Source organism: Methylobacterium sp. Leaf125, from assembly GCF_001423085.1.
In the GTDB taxonomy this organism is placed as follows: Bacteria; Pseudomonadota; Alphaproteobacteria; order Rhizobiales; family Beijerinckiaceae; genus Methylobacterium.
Genome location: NZ_LMNU01000047.1, coordinates 161,258 through 178,507, shown reverse-complemented (window position 1 = coordinate 178,507; position 17,250 = coordinate 161,258). Strand labels below are relative to the sequence as shown.

The 17,250-nt window shown below is 70.3% G+C and carries 17 protein-coding genes and 2 tRNA genes; 9 read left to right on the top strand and 10 right to left on the bottom strand.

The window, feature by feature from the left end; translation table 11 throughout:
- Positions 1 to 3 precede the first annotated feature (3 nt).
- The 5 genes from ASF58_RS22900 to queA all read right to left on the bottom strand — a co-directional run bounded on the left by ASF58_RS22900 (position 4) and on the right by queA (position 5,686).
- The gene (locus ASF58_RS22900) at positions 4 to 1,824 is read right to left on the bottom strand and encodes a trypsin-like peptidase domain-containing protein (protein ID WP_055958111.1); all 1,821 of its coding nucleotides are present in this window, start codon (positions 1,822 to 1,824) and stop codon (positions 4 to 6) included.
- A 36-nt stretch (positions 1,825 to 1,860) separates the two neighbouring features.
- Positions 1,861 to 2,475, bottom strand: a complete 615-nt coding sequence (locus tag ASF58_RS22895; RefSeq protein ID WP_244477454.1) for a tetratricopeptide repeat protein — start codon at positions 2,473 to 2,475, stop codon at positions 1,861 to 1,863.
- A gap of 700 nt (positions 2,476 to 3,175) precedes the next feature.
- A tRNA-Lys gene (locus ASF58_RS22890) sits at positions 3,176 to 3,251 on the bottom strand.
- A gap of 118 nt (positions 3,252 to 3,369) precedes the next feature.
- Positions 3,370 to 4,542, bottom strand: coding sequence for a tRNA guanosine(34) transglycosylase Tgt (gene tgt, locus ASF58_RS22885; RefSeq protein WP_055958104.1), 1,173 nt, complete (start codon positions 4,540 to 4,542; stop codon positions 3,370 to 3,372).
- Between the two features lie 58 nt (positions 4,543 to 4,600).
- Positions 4,601 to 5,686, bottom strand: a complete 1,086-nt coding sequence (gene queA / locus ASF58_RS22880; RefSeq protein WP_055958101.1) for a tRNA preQ1(34) S-adenosylmethionine ribosyltransferase-isomerase QueA — start codon at positions 5,684 to 5,686, stop codon at positions 4,601 to 4,603.
- A gap of 182 nt (positions 5,687 to 5,868) precedes the next feature.
- Here queA and ASF58_RS22875 point away from each other — a divergent pair, with 182 nt between their 5' ends.
- The 5 genes from ASF58_RS22875 (at position 5,869) to ASF58_RS22855 (ending at position 8,948) form a co-directional block, all read left to right on the top strand.
- A complete protein-coding gene (locus tag ASF58_RS22875; RefSeq protein ID WP_156375847.1) occupies positions 5,869 to 6,126 on the top strand; it encodes a hypothetical protein in 258 nt (85 codons plus the stop codon).
- A 119-nt stretch (positions 6,127 to 6,245) separates the two neighbouring features.
- Entirely contained in the window at positions 6,246 to 7,133 is an 888-nt protein-coding gene (locus tag ASF58_RS22870) for a cation diffusion facilitator family transporter (protein ID WP_055958098.1), read from the top strand.
- Between the two features lie 88 nt (positions 7,134 to 7,221).
- A complete protein-coding gene (locus ASF58_RS22865) occupies positions 7,222 to 7,824 on the top strand; it encodes a TetR/AcrR family transcriptional regulator (RefSeq protein WP_055958095.1) in 603 nt (200 codons plus the stop codon).
- An 86-nt stretch (positions 7,825 to 7,910) separates the two neighbouring features.
- Positions 7,911 to 8,162: a hypothetical protein gene (locus ASF58_RS22860; RefSeq protein WP_055958092.1), complete on the top strand. Its 252-nt coding sequence runs from the start codon at positions 7,911 to 7,913 to the stop codon at positions 8,160 to 8,162.
- A gap of 102 nt (positions 8,163 to 8,264) precedes the next feature.
- Complete coding sequence (locus tag ASF58_RS22855; RefSeq protein WP_055958089.1) at positions 8,265 to 8,948, top strand: type 1 glutamine amidotransferase domain-containing protein; 684 nt, start codon at positions 8,265 to 8,267, stop codon at positions 8,946 to 8,948.
- A gap of 145 nt (positions 8,949 to 9,093) precedes the next feature.
- Here the strand turns inward: ASF58_RS22855 and lipB are convergent, their stop codons facing one another.
- Entirely contained in the window at positions 9,094 to 9,819 is a 726-nt protein-coding gene (gene lipB / locus ASF58_RS22850; RefSeq protein WP_082513259.1) for a lipoyl(octanoyl) transferase LipB, read from the bottom strand.
- Between the two features lie 80 nt (positions 9,820 to 9,899).
- On the opposite strand from lipB, the gene ASF58_RS22845 reads away from it, so the two are divergent.
- Together ASF58_RS22845 and ASF58_RS22840 are read left to right on the top strand one after the other, a co-directional pair.
- Positions 9,900 to 10,205, top strand: a complete 306-nt coding sequence (locus ASF58_RS22845; protein ID WP_055958086.1) for a FliM/FliN family flagellar motor switch protein — start codon at positions 9,900 to 9,902, stop codon at positions 10,203 to 10,205.
- A 135-nt stretch (positions 10,206 to 10,340) separates the two neighbouring features.
- Positions 10,341 to 10,425: transfer RNA gene (locus ASF58_RS22840), tRNA-Leu, on the top strand.
- Positions 10,426 to 10,547: 122 nt separating this feature from the next.
- On the opposite strand, the gene ASF58_RS22835 is transcribed toward ASF58_RS22840, so the two are convergent.
- Positions 10,548 to 11,681 carry an FAD-dependent monooxygenase gene (locus ASF58_RS22835; protein WP_055958194.1) on the bottom strand — a complete coding sequence of 378 codons (1,134 nt, stop codon included), beginning with the start codon at positions 11,679 to 11,681 and terminating at the stop codon, positions 10,548 to 10,550.
- Positions 11,682 to 12,052: 371 nt separating this feature from the next.
- On the opposite strand from ASF58_RS22835, the gene ASF58_RS22830 reads away from it, so the two are divergent.
- Positions 12,053 to 12,262: a hypothetical protein gene (locus ASF58_RS22830; protein ID WP_055958083.1), complete on the top strand. Its 210-nt coding sequence runs from the start codon at positions 12,053 to 12,055 to the stop codon at positions 12,260 to 12,262.
- 76 nt (positions 12,263 to 12,338) lie between these two features.
- On the opposite strand, the gene ribB is transcribed toward ASF58_RS22830, so the two are convergent.
- The 3 genes from ribB to ASF58_RS22815 form a co-directional block, all read right to left on the bottom strand.
- Positions 12,339 to 13,415 (bottom strand): 3,4-dihydroxy-2-butanone-4-phosphate synthase, encoded by a 1,077-nt coding sequence (gene ribB / locus ASF58_RS22825; RefSeq protein WP_055958080.1) that lies wholly within the window; start codon positions 13,413 to 13,415, stop codon positions 12,339 to 12,341.
- A gap of 51 nt (positions 13,416 to 13,466) precedes the next feature.
- Positions 13,467 to 14,570 carry a chorismate synthase gene (gene aroC, locus ASF58_RS22820; protein ID WP_055958078.1) on the bottom strand — a complete coding sequence of 368 codons (1,104 nt, stop codon included), beginning with the start codon at positions 14,568 to 14,570 and terminating at the stop codon, positions 13,467 to 13,469.
- Between the two features lie 94 nt (positions 14,571 to 14,664).
- The gene (locus tag ASF58_RS22815) at positions 14,665 to 15,804 is read right to left on the bottom strand and encodes an anhydro-N-acetylmuramic acid kinase (RefSeq protein ID WP_055958075.1); all 1,140 of its coding nucleotides are present in this window, start codon (positions 15,802 to 15,804) and stop codon (positions 14,665 to 14,667) included.
- Positions 15,805 to 15,939: 135 nt separating this feature from the next.
- Between ASF58_RS22815 and tyrS the strand changes: the two genes are divergently transcribed.
- On the top strand, positions 15,940 to 17,244 hold the full coding sequence (gene tyrS / locus ASF58_RS22810) for a tyrosine--tRNA ligase (RefSeq protein ID WP_055958072.1): 1,305 nt from the start codon (positions 15,940 to 15,942) through the stop codon (positions 17,242 to 17,244).
- Positions 17,245 to 17,250 lie beyond the last annotated feature (6 nt).

Here is a 17,250-nt window from a genome sequence, read left to right as displayed (position 1 = left end):
ATCTCAACGCGCTTGCGGCCCGCCCTCACGCCCCGGACGGGGGCGTGAGGGGACGGGAGCGGTGGGGCGGGGCGGAGGGGCGACGGTACCCTCCCTCGGCGCTGGTCTCGGTGCCACGTCCGGCGCGGGCTCCGCGGTGGCCCCGGCACCCGGGCCGGATTCCCGCGGGGCGGCGGACGCAGGTTCCCCGGGCGGGGCGTCCCGCGCAGTCGCCTGCAGGTCGCATGGTTCGGCGTCGAGCGGTGCCGCGACGCCACTGGCTTCCAGGAATGCCGAGAGACCGTCCGCCCCCAACGCGTAGCGCGCCGTGACGGGCATGTGCCCGTCACTGCGGCCGAAGCTGTTCACGCCGATGACGCGCGCGCAGTAATCCACCAGCGGTCCGCCGCTGTTGCCGGGAGCGATCTCGGCGCTGTGAAGAACCAGCGTCACGGCCGCGTCGTCGTAGCGCTGAAGGTGGTTGACGACGCCGGTCTGTAGGACCGGTTCCAGGTCGCGGCTCGCGGAAGCGTCCCCCTCGCCGAGCCTTGCGAACGTCGGGTCGGTGCCGAGGTGAAGGCCGGGGAAACCGGCCGCGACGACGGGTGTCAGGGGTCGTCCGGGTCCAGCCAGAGCGAGGGGTCGCACGTCGGCCTGACGCGGAACCCGCAACAGGGCGAAATCCGTGAGGTGGCCCTCACCTCCGGTACGGACGAGCGTGGCCGGAATGATTCCGATATGGCGGCCCGCGATCCTCAGGGTCTCGGCGTTCTCGACCACGTGGCGGTTGGTGACCACGAACTCGTCGCTGACGAAGAAGCCGGAGCCGGTGGAACTGCCCGCGAGGACCAGGACGCTGCCTCGCTCCAGTCGGGCAACGAGACTGGCCGGGTCAGGCGTGGCCGGCCCTTGGATCGCGGGCCCGATCGCGGCCCGGGCCTGAGGACGCGACGTGGCATCGGGTGGCAGGCGAACGCCGGCTGGACTCTGGGGAACCAGGGACGGCAGTTCGGCGCGCAGGCGCGGACAGGCGAACGCGGCGGCGGACGCCAGGGCGTCGCGGCGTCGCTGCAGGTTGTCGAGCCATGCGGCCTGCAGCGCCTTCGCCTCCGCCGACAGCGTCCGCGGGGCAGTGGGAAACGTCAGCGCGCCCGGTAGAAAGGACAGTCCGAGAAGAACGGCTGCGCAGGCGACAGCGACAGGTGCCGGGCTCGACCAAGCCGGCAGGGGACGGGCCCTCGGCGGACGTAAGGCTGCCCTCGCTGTCGGTGCGGTCTCGGAGGATGGTGCTTCCTCGGATGGGAAGCGGGCCGACCAGTCTGCGCGTCCGACCGGCGGCATCGGCAGGCCCGGGGGCAGGAGGCCCCCGAGGGCCATTGCGTGATGGCGCAGCCGGCTCGCCTCGTCCGCAACCAGTCCGGCCGGGAGGAGGCCCCAATCGATCAGGACCGGCTGATCGCCGATGGCCAGGACGGCGCGCGGCCCGGCGAGATTCAGACAGGCCCCCAGGAACGGACCCTCGACGAGGTCGCGCAGGAGGGGCGTCAGGTCGGAGAGGACCGCGCGGAAACGGTCGCGCAGCTCCTCGGCCTCGACGGGGTCGAGGTCCGCGAGACTACGAACAGGTCCGTCGAGGGACGTGTACCAGTCGACACGCGCCGCAGCGGATCCGTTGCTGTGCGACAGGACCGGCTCGGCGAAGAGCCGGGCCGCAGCCGCACCACTACGCTGTCGCAGGAGGCGGACCAGGCGTTCGTAACCTTCGATGACGAGCCCGTCATCGATCCGAACGAGGTCGAGGTCGGCCAGCGTGCGACTGCCGACGAAACGCGACCCCTCCGTCACGGCCGCTCTCCGCAGCGCTGGCCCAGGCAGCCGGGGCTAATCACAGCGGGCACCCGTTCCAGGCCCGTCGATATCCAGGCGTACGAGAACATCGCGTGCCTTCGCCGTCCCACGTTGCGCCGCCCGCTCGTACCAGGATCGTGCGGCAGATCCGTCAACGGGACCGCCGAGGCCGTTGTCGAGGGCCGTCGCGTAGCAATACATGCCCTCCGCGAGTCCCATTTCCGCCGCCTCGCGAAACCACGCCCGGGCCTTGGTATCGTTCTGCTCGAAGCGGCGTCCCTGCCGATAGAGAATACCGATGTTCACCTTGGCGGCGGCGCTACCGAGGTCGGCAGCGACCTTGTAGGCGCGATAGGCATCCTGGTTCGCGCCCTGACGATCATAGGCGCGGCCAAGCTGAAAGCTCAGGCGACGAAGGTCGGAATTCTGCGCGAAGGCTCGCTGGCAAAACGGAATGGCACGTTCGGGTTGCAGCTGGCGGAATTCGAGGCGCGTGCGCCGATGCGCCGAATCCGGGTCCCAAGGTGCGGCGGCGGCCTGATCGCACAATTCAACAAGGTTCTCTTGTCGTGCGAATGGCTGCTCCATCCCCGAACACAGCGTGATTTGGAGATCAATGAAAAGACAGATCAGAACGAAGCGCAGCATTGCAAATATCTTCGCATTGCTCAATGATAATGACATTGGACGAATAGAAGGAGTGAACCGCTCCGGTCGTGGAAGTGCCCGCGACTACCCGTGCGGTGTACGATGGGTGGCCTTGAAAAAGTACCAAAGACTCGGACGGTTTTGCCGATTTCGGAAAACAACGGCTGCGTGTCCCCCTTCCGCAACACGTTAGGGTCCTCAACCTTCCACATCGTTGTCAGGATTGTCGTTGCACTTGGCTACCCGTCCTCCTGCCGATGCAAACAGCCTGACGCGCGGGGTCACGGCGCGGGTGGGCTGCGAACTGGGGCGGTGACCTCCAGCGACGAGCGCTCGGACGGGCAGAGCCCGCGGCGTGACGGCGTCTGTGATGGCATTTGTGTCCGACGTGGCCGAGCCGACCCGTTTCCCGTAAGCAGCCACCGTGTTCGCAGTCCCGTTCGCACCGGCGCGCCAGCGACGTTTCCGGGATCGAACCCGAATTGCTCCCCGTTTCTGAACGTACCGGATCATCGAACGCCGTATCGGACGGCGGTTTTCGCCCGCCCCGTCCCCCGACTGGCGAGGGGGCCTGCACGCTTGCGGCGTCGTCCTGCTCGCCCGGCTCCGTTTAGCGGACCAAGCCTAGCCATCGCGACAGATCACCGATGATCGGCGCCGGGACGGGGATGCGCAGGAATGTTTTCGGGGTCTGAAATGGTGGTGAGCGCGCTGGGACTCGAACCCAGGACCTACAGATTAAAAGTCCGTTGCTCTACCAACTGAGCTACGCGCTCGTGTGCGACGGGGCGTTGCGGCGCTCGGCGCCGCGCCGTGTCGAACAGCGTGGCTCGCAATAGGGGCTCGGCGGTATGGGGTCAACCGGCTTCGCGGCCGTCCCCCGGGGATGGTGCGTCAGGCCGCAGCGCGCTCGGCCTCGGCCCGGGCCCAGGCCGCGCGGGTCTCGTCGCTGAAGTCGGCGAGGCGGCCCTGCGCGATGGCGGCGCGCAGGCCCGCCATCAGGTCCTGGTAGTAGGACAGGTTGTTCCAGGTCAGCAGCATCATCCCCAGGATCTCGTCGCTGCGCACCAGGTGGTGCAGGTAGGCCCGGGAGTAGTCGCGGGCCGCCGGGCAGGCCGAGGCCGCGTCGAGGGGGCGGGTGTCCTCGGCGTGGCGGGCGTTGCGCAGGTTGATCCGGCCGTGCCGGGTGTAGGCGAGGCCGTGGCGCCCGGCGCGGGTCGGCATCACGCAGTCGAACATGTCGATCCCGCGCGCCACCGAGCGCATCAGGTCGTCCGGGGTACCGACGCCCATGAGGTAGCGCGGCTTGCCCGCGGGCAGGTGCGGCTCCACGGTCTCGATCATCGCCAGCATCACGTCCTGCGGCTCGCCCACCGCGAGACCGCCGATGGCGTAGCCCTTGAGGTCGAGATCCACGAGCGCGCGGGCGCTCTCCACCCGCAGGGCCGGCACGTCGCCGCCCTGGACGATGCCGAACATCGCCTTCCCGGGCTGGGCGCCGAAGGCCACGCGGCAGCGCTCGGCCCAGCGCAGGGACAGGTGCATCGCCTTCTCGATCGCGGCGTGCTCGGCCGGCAGGCGGACGCACTCGTCGAGCTGCATCTGGATGTCGGAGCCGAGCAGCCCCTGGATCTCGATGGAGCGCTCCGGGCTCATGTGGTGGGTCGAGCCGTCCACGTGGGAGCGGAAGGTCACGCCCTGCTCGTCGAGCTTGCGCAGGGCCGAGAGCGACATGACCTGGAAGCCGCCGGAATCCGTGAGGATCGGGTGCGGCCAGTTCATGAAGTGGTGCAGGCCGCCGAGGCGGGCCATGCGCTCGGGGCCGGGACGCAGCATCAGGTGATAGGTGTTGCCCAGGACCACGTCGGCCCCGAGTTCGCGGACCTGGCCCGGATACATCGCCTTCACGGTGGCGGCGGTGCCCACCGGCATGAAGGCCGGCGTCCGGATGGTGCCCCGCGGCATCGTGATCGCGCCGGTGCGCGCCGCCCCGTCGGTGGCGTCGACGCGGAAGGTGAAGTCGGCGGGCAGGCCGCCGGATGCGGAGGGGGGAGCGGGCTCGGACATGGGCGCCGTCTTAGAGCCTCCGGCGCTTTCGAGGCAAACACCGCCCGGGCCGGCGGCGTCAGCCGCGCGCCGGGAACAGCAGGCTGGAATCGCCGTAGGAGTAGAAGCGGTAGCCCTCCGCGATGGCGTGCGCGTAGGCCGCCCGCATGGTCTCCAGGCCCGAGAAGGCCGAGACCAGCATGAACAGGGTCGAGCGCGGCAGGTGGAAATTGGTCATCAGGGCGTCCACCGCGCGAATGCGCGTGCCCGGGGTGATGAAGATCTCGGTCTGGCCGGCGAAGGCGTGAAGCCGCCCGTCTGCGTCGGCCGCACTCTCGAGGAGACGCAGGGCCGTGGTGCCGACGGCGACGATGCGCCCGCCGCGGGCCCGCACGGCGTTGAGGGCCGCGGCGGTGTCGGGGTCGAGGCGACCGATCTCCGCATGCATGCGGTGGTCTGCGGTGTCGTCGGCCTTCACCGGCAGGAAGGTGCCGGCGCCCACGTGCAGGGTCACGGTGTGGCGGGCGATGCCGGCGACATCGAGCTCGGACAGCATCGCCTCCGAGAAGTGCAGCCCGGCGGTGGGGGCCGCCACCGCCCCCGGCTCGCGGGCATAGACCGTCTGGTAGTCGGTGGCGTCCTGCGCGTCGGTGGGGCGCTTGCCGGCGATGTAGGGCGGCAGCGGCAGGTCTCCGAGGGCGGTGATGGCCTCGTCGAGCGCCGGTCCGGCCAGATCGAAGCGCAGGGTGATCTCGCCGCCCTCCCCCTTCGCCGCGATGGTGGCGTCGAGGCCGCCGAGCTCGCAGGGTTCGCTGGCGCCGTGGCGGCCGAAGCTGACCCGGTCGCCGGCGGCGAGGCGCTTGCCCGGCCGGGCGAAGGCGCGCCAGGTGTCCGGGGCCTCGCGCAGGTGCAGCATTGCCTCCATGCGCAGGCCCGGGGAACCCGGGCGATGGCGCAGGCCGGCGAGCCGCGCCGGAATCACGCGGGTGTCGTTGAAGACCAGGGCGTCGCCCGGGCGCAGGAGCTGCGCGAGGTCACGCACCCGCCGGTCCTCCAGGCCCTCGCCGGGCCGGACCACGAGGAGGCGCCCGGCATCGCGGGGCACCGGCGGCCTGAGGGCGATGCTGGCCTCGGGCAACTCGAAATCGAAGAGATCGACGCGCATGCCGCGCCACCTGCATGGTTTGTCCGCCCGGATCAATGGTCCGGCGCGCCCGTCCGGAACCCAGGCCGGTCCGGCCGGTTCGATGATGCGGTCGGGCGAGCGTGCGACCCGCCTGGATTTTCGTACCTGAGGTTGCGATAAGCGGGTCCACGCACGGTGGGATCGAGGCAGGAGTTCGAGGCATGAGCGACGGAATCACCCGGCCGGTGCGGCCGGGCCGCGTGACCCTGGACGGGCAACTGGTGTCGTACTGGGAGCGGGAGGCGCAGCGCCTCGAGGCCCTCGCCGATGCCGCGCGCTGGAACTGGAGCGCCCGCAGCTTCCGGCGCCGGGCCGAGCGCGCCCGGGCCGAGGGCGCGCGCTTCGCCGCGCGCGAGCAGGCGCGCAGGCCCGCCGCGCCCGAAGCGTCCGAAGCGTCCGAAGCACCCGAGACGGCATAGCCCCGGCTCAATCGTTCAGCGGCGGGTTCAACCTTTGCCGTGGCCTTGGCGCAGGGACGGGCGCTATGGCCGCGCGACCGGGCGTCGTCGCTGCGCCCGGCGCGAGACCGGACGTCGTCATGGACCGTACCCAGAAAGCTGCCCTCCTGAGCGCCGGCCTCGGCGCCCTGGTGATGGGCCTCAAGTTCGCCGCCTACTGGGTCACCGGCAGCCTCGCGCTGTACTCGGATGCCCTCGAGAGCATCATCAACGTGGTGGCGGCGGTGTTCGCCCTCATCGCCCTGCGGGTCGCCGCCCGCCCGGCCGACGACGACCACCCCTACGGCCATCACAAGGCCGAGTACTTCTCCGCCGTGATCGAGGGCGCCCTGATCATCGTGGCGGCGATCCTGATCCTGCGCGAATCCTTCCACGGGCTCCTCGACCCGAAGCCCCTCGACGCGCCCTTGACCGGCCTCGTCGTCAACCTCGTGGCCACCGCGATCAACGGCGCCTGGGCCATGATCCTGCTGCGCCGCGGCCGGGAATGGCGCTCCCCGGCCCTGGTGGCGGATGCCCGCCACGTCATGGCCGACGTCGTCACCTCCGGCGGCGTGCTCGCCGGCGTCGCCCTGGTGGCGCTCACGGGCTACGCGATCCTCGACCCGCTCATCGCCGGCCTGGTCGCCCTCAACATCCTGTGGTCCGGCTGGGGCATGGTGCGCGATTCGGTGAGCGGCCTGATGGACAAGGCGGCCCCCAGCGAGATGGTCGCGCAGATCCGCGCGTTGATCTCGATCCACAGCACCGGCGCCCTGGAGGCGCACGACGTCCGCACCCGCCACGCGGGACAGGCCACCTTCATCGACTTTCACCTCGTGGTGCCGGGCACCATGACGGTGCAGGATTCGCACGCGATCTGCGACCGCCTGGAGGCCGCGATCGAGAGCGCCATCGAGGGCTCCGTGGTGGTGATCCACGTCGAGCCGGGCGAGCACGCCAAGGGGCGCGGCGTGCCGGTGATCTAGGGCGTTTCGCCGTCAGAGCCGTCGGCCCACGCCGACAAACTGCGCATGGGCACTAGACGACCGGTCTAATCGGTCCTATATCGCCGTCATGGCACAGGCGAGCGGCAACACCGATGTTCGGCAGGGCATCCTCGATACCGCCCACACGATCGTGGGTGCGAAGGGGTTCTCCGGGGTCGGCCTCAACGAGATCCTTGTGGCGGCGCGGGTCCCGAAAGGGTCGTTCTACCACTACTTCGGCTCGAAGGAGGCTTTCGGCGAGGCGTTGCTGGCGGATTACTTCGAGGCTTACCTGGCCGACATTGACGCGACGCTGGCGGAGCCTGGTCTCAGCCATGCCGAGCGCCTGATGAATTACTGGCGCAAGTGGCGGGCGACGCAGGGGAGTATCGATCACCAGCGCAAGTGCCTCGCCGTAAAGCTGGCCGCCGAGGTCTCGGATCTGTCCGAGCCCATGCGCCTGGCCCTCAAGGTCGGAACGGCGGGGATCATCGCGCGGGTGACCGGTGCGATCGAGGCGGGCGTGGCGGACGGGTCGCTGCGGGTCGAGGGCAGCGCCCGGGATACCGCCGAGATGCTCTATCACGTCTGGCTCGGGGCCAGCCTCATGGCCAAGATCGAGCGCGCCGACGCACCGTTCGAGGCCGCCATGGCCACGACCCGCCGCGTCCTCAACCTGCAACCGTCCTGATCGCACGATGCGAGACGGGCACCACAGCACCGTCCGGCCCAATTTCCAGACGACTGGTCTACTCAATTCGAATCGAAGGGAGAAGCATGATGCGTTCCGAACTCACCCACAGCGTTGCCCCTTACCTGCTGCTTGCCGAACTCGGCGCGTCCCTGTTCGGGAGCGCCGCCGCCTCGGCCGAGGAGCGCATCACCCTGGAGGTGATCGGCGCCGTCCGCATGGCCGGACCCGATGCCGACCGCCGGGCCAACGACCCTGAGCGACCGGTCGAGGCGCGGCCGTTCCGCGCCGTGGACGCGGAGCGCGCCGATGCCGCGCTCTGGTCCGAACGGCATTAATCGGCATCCACTCGACAACCCGTGCCGATCCGCTCGGCTCCGCGGCCGCTCGACCCCATATCCCCAGACGACCCCCGATTTCCCCGTAAACGGAGAGCACCCATGAAAATCCTGATGGTCCTGACCTCGCACGATACCCTCGGTGACACCGGGCGGAAGACCGGCTTCTGGCTGGAGGAGCTTGCCGCACCCTACTACGTGTTCAAGGACGCGGGTGCCGAGGTCGTGCTGGCCTCGCCCAAGGGCGGCCGGCCGCCTCTCGACCCCAAGAGCAACGAACCGGGTTTCCAGACCGACCTGACCCGCCGATTCGAGGCCGACGATGCGGCCAATGCCCAGCTGTCCGAGACGGTGCGGCTCGATGGCGTCACCCATGACGGTTTCGATGCGGTGTTCTACCCCGGTGGGCACGGACCGCTCTGGGACCTGGCCGAAGATCCGGCCTCGGTCCGGCTCATCGAGGCGACCCTGCGCGCCGACAAGCCCGTGACGCTGGTCTGTCACGCTCCCGGCGTGCTGCGCCACGCGAAAGCCCCTGACGGCAAGCCCCTCGTTGCCGGTAAAGCCGTCACCGGCTTCACCAACACCGAGGAAGCGGCCGTGGGCCTGACCGATGTCGTCCCGTTCCTCGTCGAGGACGAGCTCACCCGCAACGGCGGTACGTTCTCGAAGGCGGGGGACTGGGAGCCGTATGTGGTCGGCGATGGGTTGCTCATCACCGGCCAGAACCCGGCCTCGTCCGGCCCTGCAGCCGAGCGCCTTCTCGGCCTGCTCGCGGGCGCCTGACGCTGCAGGTCGTGCCGGCAGGCGAATGGGACGGCGAGGCGCGTTCGGCATCCCGGCCGGACGCGCCCGGCCCCTCGACCGCGGCGCATCGACCACGACCGATGAGTTCCTGGGAGATCCACGTCGCGGTGCCCGGGCGGGCGCGTCAGTCGACCGGGACAGTCGGTCCGAAGACCGCCTCGAAGGCGGCGCGCAGCTGCATGTCGACCTCGGGCATCGAGACGAGGTGGCCGAGATCGACGAGGCTGGTGACGCCGTGGCCGGCGATGCCGCACGGCACGATGCCGGAGAAGTGCGACAGGTCCGGCTCCACGTTGAGACTGATGCCGTGGAAGCTGACCCAACGCCTCACCCGGATGCCAATGGCGGCAATCTTGTCCTCGACCTCCGCCCCGCGCTCCGGCCGCCGGACCCAGACCCCAACCCGGTCCTCCCGCCGCTCACCGCGGACGTTGAAGGCCTCCAGGGTCGCGATGATCCAGGCCTCCAGGGCGGCCACGTAGGCCCTCAGATCCCGGCGGCGCCGGTTGAGATCGAGCATCACGTAGGCCACCCGCTGGCCGGGCCCATGATAGGTGTACTGCCCGCCCCGCCCCGTCCGGTGAACGGGAAAGCGCCCGGGCGCGACGAGGTCGGCGTCATGCGCCGAGGTGCCGGCGGTGTAGAGCGGCGGGTGCTCCAGCAACCAGACGAGTTCCGGCGCCTGCCCCGCCGCGATGGCCTCGGCGCGCGCCTCCATGGCCGTCACGGCCTCTTCGTAGGGCACGAGCGCGTCGCTGATCCGCCATTCCACCGCCGCCGCGCCGGCCTCGGCCCGGAAGTCCCCGGACGGGAGTGCCAGCCGGGGGGCGTTTAGGGTTTCGTTTACCAAGACTTCACCATCGCGCGTGGAAGGTGGACGGAAGGGCGGACGCCGCATCGCGCGCCGTCCCGGAGCGAGGGACGGGTCGCGTGGCGGTTCTGGAAGACCTGAAGGTCGATCTTACGGTGGTGCTCGGGCGCAGTCACATGCCGCTGCACATGCTGTTGCGCATGGGCCGCGGCGCCGTGATCGAACTCGAATCCACTGAATCCGATATGGTCGAGATTCTGGCGAACGACCATCCGATCGCGCGCGGTCAGATCGTCGTCACGGGCAACCGCATCTCCGTGGAAATCACCGAGCTGATCCGGAAGGCCGAGGTGGTGCGCCTCGCCGGCGTGACAATCGGCGAGGGGGCGGTCCCGGTCCTCGAGAGCGGCGTCGATTTTCTCTAATCCCGCCCTCGCGGCGCTTGTCGGACGGAAATCCCTCTGTTATTGGCTGCGCCGCGCCCCGAGAGATCGGCCGCCGCAGCCGAGTGAGACAGGATCTCCGGGCCCGGTGACCGACGCGAACGGTGTGTTGACGATGCGGCCATGGCGGAATTGGTAGACGCGCTAGCTTGAGGTGCTAGTCCTGCAAGGGGTGGAGGTTCGAGTCCTCTTGGCCGCACCAGCTCAACTGAGTTGGTGTCCCCTTCTGAACGATGAGGTCCCTACCAGGCCTCCCCATCTCCTCAGACACTTCGATCGATGCGGCGCCCTGCACCGGGTGCGTGATCCTTTGCAAACCGGATCTCACACCGAGACCGGCTCGCGGAGGGGCGCGTAAGTGGCGCGGTAGCTGCGCGGGCCGATCATGGGCAGCAGCCGGTTTCGGACCCAGTCCGGCAGCGTCGCGGTGCGCGACAGGCGATCGGTCATGGCCTGGACATGCGCCACGCGCGGCCGGCGCCGCGCCTCGTAGGCGGGACCGATCGCGTTCCAATCGGTTTCGTGCGCCAGGATGTCGGACAGCACCAGGGCATCCTCCAGGGCGAGCGCGGCGCCCTGCGCCCAGACCGGCGCCGTGGCGTGGGCGGCATCCCCGGCCAGGAGAACCCGCCCTTGGGTCCAGCGCGCGATCCGCACCTCCTCGAGCGGGGAGTGATGGATCGCGTCGGGACGGGGCAGCACCCGATCCAGCGTGTCCTGCACCAGGCGCGGAAACCGGTCGAACACCCGGCGAACCTCCGCCAGATCCCGGTCGCCCGCGCCGGCCCGGCTGATGGAGACCCAGCCGTAGACCTCTCCGTTGTCGACCGGAATGAGCAGGAACAGGCCGCCCGCTCCCGCCCAGAGAGTCCAGGCGTCGATGCCCGGGTTGGGTGCCATGAATCGCCAGCTGGCTTGTCCGAGTACCGCCGCGCGGGTCGCCTGTTCGCCGAACATGGAACGCCGGACCGTCGAGTGCACGCCATCCGCGCCGACGAGGAGGCCGCCGTGCTCCACCCCGCCGGCGCCGAGATCGACGGTCACGCCCGCGGCGGTCGCCGCGATCGCCTGGATCGTACAGCCGCGCCGGATCGTCTCCGCCGGGAAGTCCTGCCCCAGGAGGCGCTGGAGATCGCTGCGGCGCAGGCAGCGCGGGCAGGCCGCCTCCCCCCAGAACGCCGCCTCGTCCACGGCAAACAGCAGGTCGCCGCGATGGGTGCGATAGTCGCGCCGCCGCACGGGTGATCCGACGTGCTTGAGGGCGTCGCTCAATCCGAGCTGCCCGAGGGCCTGCACCGCATTGCCCGGGAGGTTGATGGCGAGCCCGCCGTCTTCCGGTGCGGCGCGTCGCTCCAGGGCGAGGACGGGGCGTCCCTGCCGGTGCAGGGCCCGCGCCAGCGCCAGTCCGGCGATGCCGCCGCCGGCAACGAGAACGCGACCGCGCGCATCATCAATCATGAAGCTCTCCATCCTCGTCGCGATCGGCGCCGCGCACGGGGCACGCGCGCCATTGTCACGAAGTCGCGTGCGGCAGGGAACCGTCCGCGGCGCCGGACCTTCCTAGTGCGGGTCTGCGACGGGCGGGTTCGCCTTATGCGGGTGTTGCGCGCGCAGGGCTGCCCTGTGCGAAACGACCTTGTCCGGGTCGGATTTGTACGAAACCCAGGCCCACGGCCCGGCGCTTGCAAGTCGCCGAGAGGCGTCGGCCATGGCGCTTGTCGCAGGCGGCACGTGTCCGTCGCCCGAAGCGATGGACGAAAATGGGTGCCATCGCGGCCGAATCTACGTAGTTCTAACGCGGACGCTCGCCGAGCGCAGGGAGAAGCGGAATGCGGTTGATCGAGGACGTGGATGCGACGGGGGGACGACGGCTCCTGCGAGGGGCCTACATCTGGTATCGCTTCACCCTCCTCGCGGTTCGCGAGATCCTGACGCGCCGCGACACCGAGCACGATCAGGCGGGGGCCCCGTCCTACCCGAGTTCGCCGTCGGGATCCCACCCGCGCCGACTGTCCTGGTCGAGCGGCCCCAAGGCCTGAGGCTCGGACGACTGCGCCCGTCGCTGACCGGACCCTGCAGGGGGTCGGGGGCAAACGGAGGCTCCCGCGCCCCGCCTCAGCTCTCGAGGCGCTCGTCGCCCAGGAACTCGATCCCGAAGCCCGATAGGCCGACATAGGCCCGCGACGAGGTCGCGAGGTTGCGGATCGACGAGACGCCGAGATCGCGCAGGATCTGGGCGCCGAGCCCGACCTCGCGCCACTGTGCCACGCGCTGGGCCTCCGAGCCCTCCTCGGCGAAGGGCTTCAGGGGCACGCCGGCCGTGCCGTCGCGCAGGTAGACGAGAATGCCGCGGCCCTCCTCGGCGAAGCGGCGCATCACCGTTTCGATCTGGCGCCCGCCCTCGATGACGTCGGCCACCACGTTCGACCGGTGCAGGCGCACCAGCACGTCCTTGCCGTCGCCGATGCGGCCGTGGACGAAGGCGAATTGCTGCACGGTCTCGAAGGGCGTGGTGTAGGCGTAGCCCGTCATCTCGCCGAACTCGGTCTTCACCGGGAAGGTGCCGACCCGCTCCACCAGGGTCTCGCGAGCCTGACGGTAGGCGATGAGATCGGCCACCGAGACGCGCTTGAGGTGGTGCCGCTCGGCGAAGGCCGTGATCTGCGGACCCTTCATCACGGTGCCGTCGTCGTTGGCGAGTTCGCAGATCACGCCCACCGGGGGCAGGTTCGCGAGCTTGCACAGGTCCACCGCCGCCTCGGTGTGTCCCGAGCGCATGAGCACGCCGCCATCCTTGGCGATCAGCGGGAAAACGTGGCCCGGACGGACGAAATCGTCCTCGCCCATGTTCCCGTTGGCCAGCGCCCGCACGGTGTTGCAGCGCTGCTCGGCCGAGATGCCGGTGGTGAGGCCGTGCTTAACGTCCACCGTCACCGTAAAGGCGGTGCCGAGCGGGGCGTCGTTCGAGGCCACCATCGGGTCGAGGCGCAGGCGCCGGGCCTCGGCCCGGGTCAGGGGCGCGCAGACGATGCCGCAGGTGTTGCGGATGATGAAGGCCATCTTCTCCGGCGTGCAGAGCGAGGCGGCGACGACGAGGTCGCCCTCGTTCTCGCGGTCGTCGTCATCGGTGACGACGACGATCTCGCCGCGGGCATAGGCCTCGATGGCCTCGGTGATGTGGGTGTGGGGCACGGGCTGTCTCTTGGCGTTTCGCGGATCGACGGCGGCGGGCGCAGGCGGGGGTCAGACCCGCGCGCCGACCTGCCCCCGATGGCGCAGATAGTGATCGGCGAGGACGCACGCCATCATGGCCTCGGCCACCGGGACGGCGCGGATGCCGACGCAGGGGTCGTGGCGGCCCTTGGTGACGAGGTCGACGTCGCGGTTGTCCTGCGTCACGCTCATGCGCGGGGTCAGGATCGACGAGGTCGGCTTCACGGCGAAGCGGCAGATCACCGGCTGCCCGGTAGAGATGCCGCCGAGGACGCCGCCGGCATGGTTGGCGAGGAAGGTCGGGGCGCCGGCATTGCCCGAGCGCATCTCGTCGGCGTTCTCCTCGCCCCGCAGGGCGGCGGAGGCGAAGCCGTCGCCGATCTCGACGCCCTTCACGGCGTTGATCGACATCATCGCGGCGGCGAGATCCGCGTCGAGCTTGCCGTAGATCGGCGCGCCGAGGCCGGGGGGCACCCCCTCCGCCACGACCTCGATCACCGCACCGACGGACGAGCCGTCCTTGCGGATGCCGTCGAGGTAATCCTCGTAGAAGCGCGCCGTCTCGGCGTCCGGGCAGAAGAACGGGTTGGCGTTCACCGCCTCCCAGTCCCAGCGCGACCGGTCGATGGCGTGCGGGCCCATCTGCACCAGGGCGGCCCGAATGGTGACGCCGGCCGGCAGGACCTTGCGGGCGACGGCGCCGGCCGCGACCCGCGCGGCGGTCTCGCGGGCCGAGGAGCGCCCGCCGCCGCGATAGTCGCGGATGCCGTACTTGGCGTCGTAGGCGTAGTCGGCATGCCCCGGCCGGTAGCTGTCGCGGATCTCGGAATAATCCTTCGAGCGCTGGTCGGTGTTCTCGATCTCCAGGGCGATCGGCGTGCCGGTGGTGAGCTGGACGCCGCCGGTGCGGTCGTCGGCGAAGACGCCGGAGAGGATGCGGACCTGGTCGGCCTCGCGCCGCTGCGTGGTGAAGCGCGACTGGCCGGGCTTGCGCCGGTCGAGCTCGGCCTGGATGTCCTCCGCCGAGAGGGCCAGCCCGGGCGGGCAGCCGTCGACCACGCAGCCGAGGGCGACCCCGTGGCTCTCGCCGAAGGTGGTGACGCGAAACAGGTGTCCGAACGTATTGTGCGACATGGCGCTCCCGCTCTAGCGCGGGTTTGGCCCGAGGGCCAGCGTGCGGCCATGCGCGGCTCCCGGGGCGACCGTGCGCCAGGACACGCGCCGCACCTCAGGCATCCGGTCGCGCCAGCACGCCGCCGGTGGTCGGCTCGCGCACGCCGGTGGTCGACGGGAAGGTAATCGGCAGACCCTTCAGCGAGCGGACCGCCAGATGCGCGAAGGCCTGCGCCTCCAGGTAGGCCGAGGACCAGCCGATGGCGTCGGCCGTCGTGATCTCGGCGCGCAGGTGGTAGTTCAGCAGGCGCACGAGCTCACCGTTGCGCGCGCCGCCGCCGGCGACGATCCAGCGCGCCGGAATCTCGGGGGCGTGGTCGAGGGCGCGGGCGACGGCGCGGGCGGTGAACGCCGTCAGGGTCGCGGCGCCGTCCTCAGTGGAGAGCTGGCCCGCGAGCTTGTGCGAGAACCAGTTGCGGTCGAGGGATTTCGGCGGCCGCCGGGCGAAGAACGGGTGGATCAGCAGCCAGGCCAGCAGCGGCTCGTCGGGGCGCCCGCGGGCGGCGGTGCGGCCGCCGTCGTCGAGGGGGCGGCCCGTGCGCTCGCGCATCCAATCGTCGATCAGCGCGTTCCCGGGGCCCGTGTCGAAGGCGATGACGTCGCCGTTCGCGGACAGGATCGTGGCGTTGGCGACGCCGCCGATGTTGAGGATGCCGAGCGCGCCCTCGAAGCCGGAGGCGCGGGCGAGGGCTTGGTGGAACACCGGCACCAGGGGGGCGCCCTGCCCGCCCGCCACCACATCCGCGTGGCGCAGGTCCGAGACCACGGCGATGCCGAGGCGGCGGCTGAGGGCGGCGCCGTCGCCGATCTGCACGCTCATGCGCTGGTCCGGCCGGTGCACCACGGTCTGGCCGTGGAAGCCGATCACGTCGATGTCGGCCGGCGTGAGCTGGTTGTCGGCGAGGAAGCTCTCCACCGCCTCGGCATGGGCGGCGGTGACGAAGGCCTCGGCCTCGGCGAGGCAGCCCGGCCGGTCCTCGCGAGCGGTGACCCCTTCCGAATCGATCAGCGCCTGGCGCAGTAGGGCCCGATCCTCCTCGCTGTAGCCGCGATAGCCGGTCGGCCCGAGGGGCTCGAGGTAGCCGTTGTGGCTCTCGACCACCCGAACGGTCTCGCCATCGGTCTCGATCAGGGCGACGTCGACCCCGTCGAGGGACGTGCCGCTCATCAGTCCGATCGCGCGCATCATCGTCATGGTGCCCTCCCCGGGCCTCGATGCCCGTGCCTTCCGTCCGCAGCCCTGCTAAGAGCCGCCCCAACAACCCGTGCGGTGCTATCACGCGGCCTTCGGCCCTGTCCCGCGCCGCGATCCACCAGACCGGAACCTCGCATGTCCCCCGACGCCACCCAGGCTGCCCCCGCCAAGCCCGTCGACGCCTTCGTGCCGCAATCCGACTTCCTGAAGGTGTTGACCGAGCGCGGCTACATCCACCAGGGCTCGGACCTCGCCGGCATCGACGCGGCCGCGCGCGAGGGCCGGCTGACCGCCTATGTCGGGTACGACTGCACCGCCGCCTCCCTGCATGTCGGCCACCTCCTGTCGATCATGATGCTGCACTGGCTCCAGGCCACCGGCGGCACGCCGATCACCCTGATGGGCGGCGGCACGACGCGGGTGGGCGACCCCTCGGGCCGCGACGAATCGCGAAAGATCCTCACCCTGGAGCAGATCGAGGAGAACAAGGCCGGCATCCAGAAGACCTTCGCGCGGTTTCTCAGCTTCGAGGCCGGCGGCAACGGCGCGACGATGGTCGACAATGCCGAGTGGCTGACGAAGCTGAACTACATCGAGATGCTGCGCGACATCGGGCGCCACTTCTCGGTCAACCGCATGATGTCGATGGACAGCGTGCGCATGCGGCTGGAGCGCGACCAGGAACTCTCGTTCCTGGAATTCAACTACATGATCCTGCAGTCCTACGACTTCGTCGAGCTCAACCGCCGCTACGGCTGCGTGCTGCAGATGGGCGGCTCGGACCAGTGGGGCAACATCGTCAACGGCATCGACCTCGGCCGCCGCATGGGCACGCCGCAGCTCTACGGCCTGACCTGTCCGCTCCTCACCACCGCCTCGGGCGCCAAGATGGGCAAGACCGCCGCCGGCGCGGTCTGGCTCGATGCCGGGATGCTGAGCCCGTACGATTACTGGCAGTTCTGGCGCAACACCGAGGACGCCGATGTCGGCCGCTTCCTCAAGCTGTTCACCCTGCTGCCGATGGACGAGATCGCGCGTCTCGAATCCCTGCTGGGCGCCGGCATCAACGAGGCCAAGAAGGTGCTGGCGACGGAGGCGACCGCGTTGATGCACGGTCGCGAGGCGGCGGAGGCCGCCGCGGAGACGGCCCGCAAGACCTTCGTCGAGGGTACGGTGGCGCAGGACCTGCCGAGCATCACCGTGTCGGCCGAGCTCCTGGACGCGGGCCTCGGCGTCCTCTCGGCTTTCGGCCCGGACTACGCCAAGCTCCTGCCCTCCACCAGCGAGGGCCGGCGCCAGATCAAGAGCGGGGGCCTGCGCGTCAACGACGTGCCGGTGACGGACGAGCGCGCGGTCCTGCGGACGGCCGACCTCACCGCGGACGGCGTGATCAAGCTCTCGTTCGGCCGCAAGAAGCACGTGCTCGTCCGCGTCGGTTGACGCGGC

Excerpts from the sequence above, each read along its gene's own strand:
- ASF58_RS22865 (WP_055958095.1), top strand. The coding sequence starts at position 7,222 with ATGGCACAGGCGAGCGGCAACACCGATGTTCGGCAGGGCATCCTCGAT.
- ASF58_RS22870 (WP_055958098.1), top strand. The coding sequence starts at position 6,246 with ATGGACCGTACCCAGAAAGCTGCCCTCCTGAGCGCCGGCCTCGGCGCC.
- ASF58_RS22815 (WP_055958075.1), bottom strand. The coding sequence starts at position 15,804 with ATGACGATGATGCGCGCGATCGGACTGATGAGCGGCACGTCCCTCGAC.
- ASF58_RS22895 (WP_244477454.1), bottom strand. The coding sequence starts at position 2,475 with ATGCTGCGCTTCGTTCTGATCTGTCTTTTCATTGATCTCCAAATCACG.
- ASF58_RS22830 (WP_055958083.1), top strand. The coding sequence starts at position 12,053 with ATGCGGTTGATCGAGGACGTGGATGCGACGGGGGGACGACGGCTCCTG.
- queA (WP_055958101.1), bottom strand. The coding sequence starts at position 5,686 with ATGCGCGTCGATCTCTTCGATTTCGAGTTGCCCGAGGCCAGCATCGCC.
- tyrS (WP_055958072.1), top strand. The coding sequence starts at position 15,940 with ATGTCCCCCGACGCCACCCAGGCTGCCCCCGCCAAGCCCGTCGACGCC.
- tgt (WP_055958104.1), bottom strand. The coding sequence starts at position 4,542 with ATGTCCGAGCCCGCTCCCCCCTCCGCATCCGGCGGCCTGCCCGCCGAC.
- ASF58_RS22860 (WP_055958092.1), top strand. The coding sequence starts at position 7,911 with ATGATGCGTTCCGAACTCACCCACAGCGTTGCCCCTTACCTGCTGCTT.
- ASF58_RS22835 (WP_055958194.1), bottom strand. The coding sequence starts at position 11,681 with ATGATTGATGATGCGCGCGGTCGCGTTCTCGTTGCCGGCGGCGGCATC.
- ASF58_RS22875 (WP_156375847.1), top strand. The coding sequence starts at position 5,869 with ATGAGCGACGGAATCACCCGGCCGGTGCGGCCGGGCCGCGTGACCCTG.
- aroC (WP_055958078.1), bottom strand. The coding sequence starts at position 14,570 with ATGTCGCACAATACGTTCGGACACCTGTTTCGCGTCACCACCTTCGGC.
- ASF58_RS22855 (WP_055958089.1), top strand. The coding sequence starts at position 8,265 with ATGAAAATCCTGATGGTCCTGACCTCGCACGATACCCTCGGTGACACC.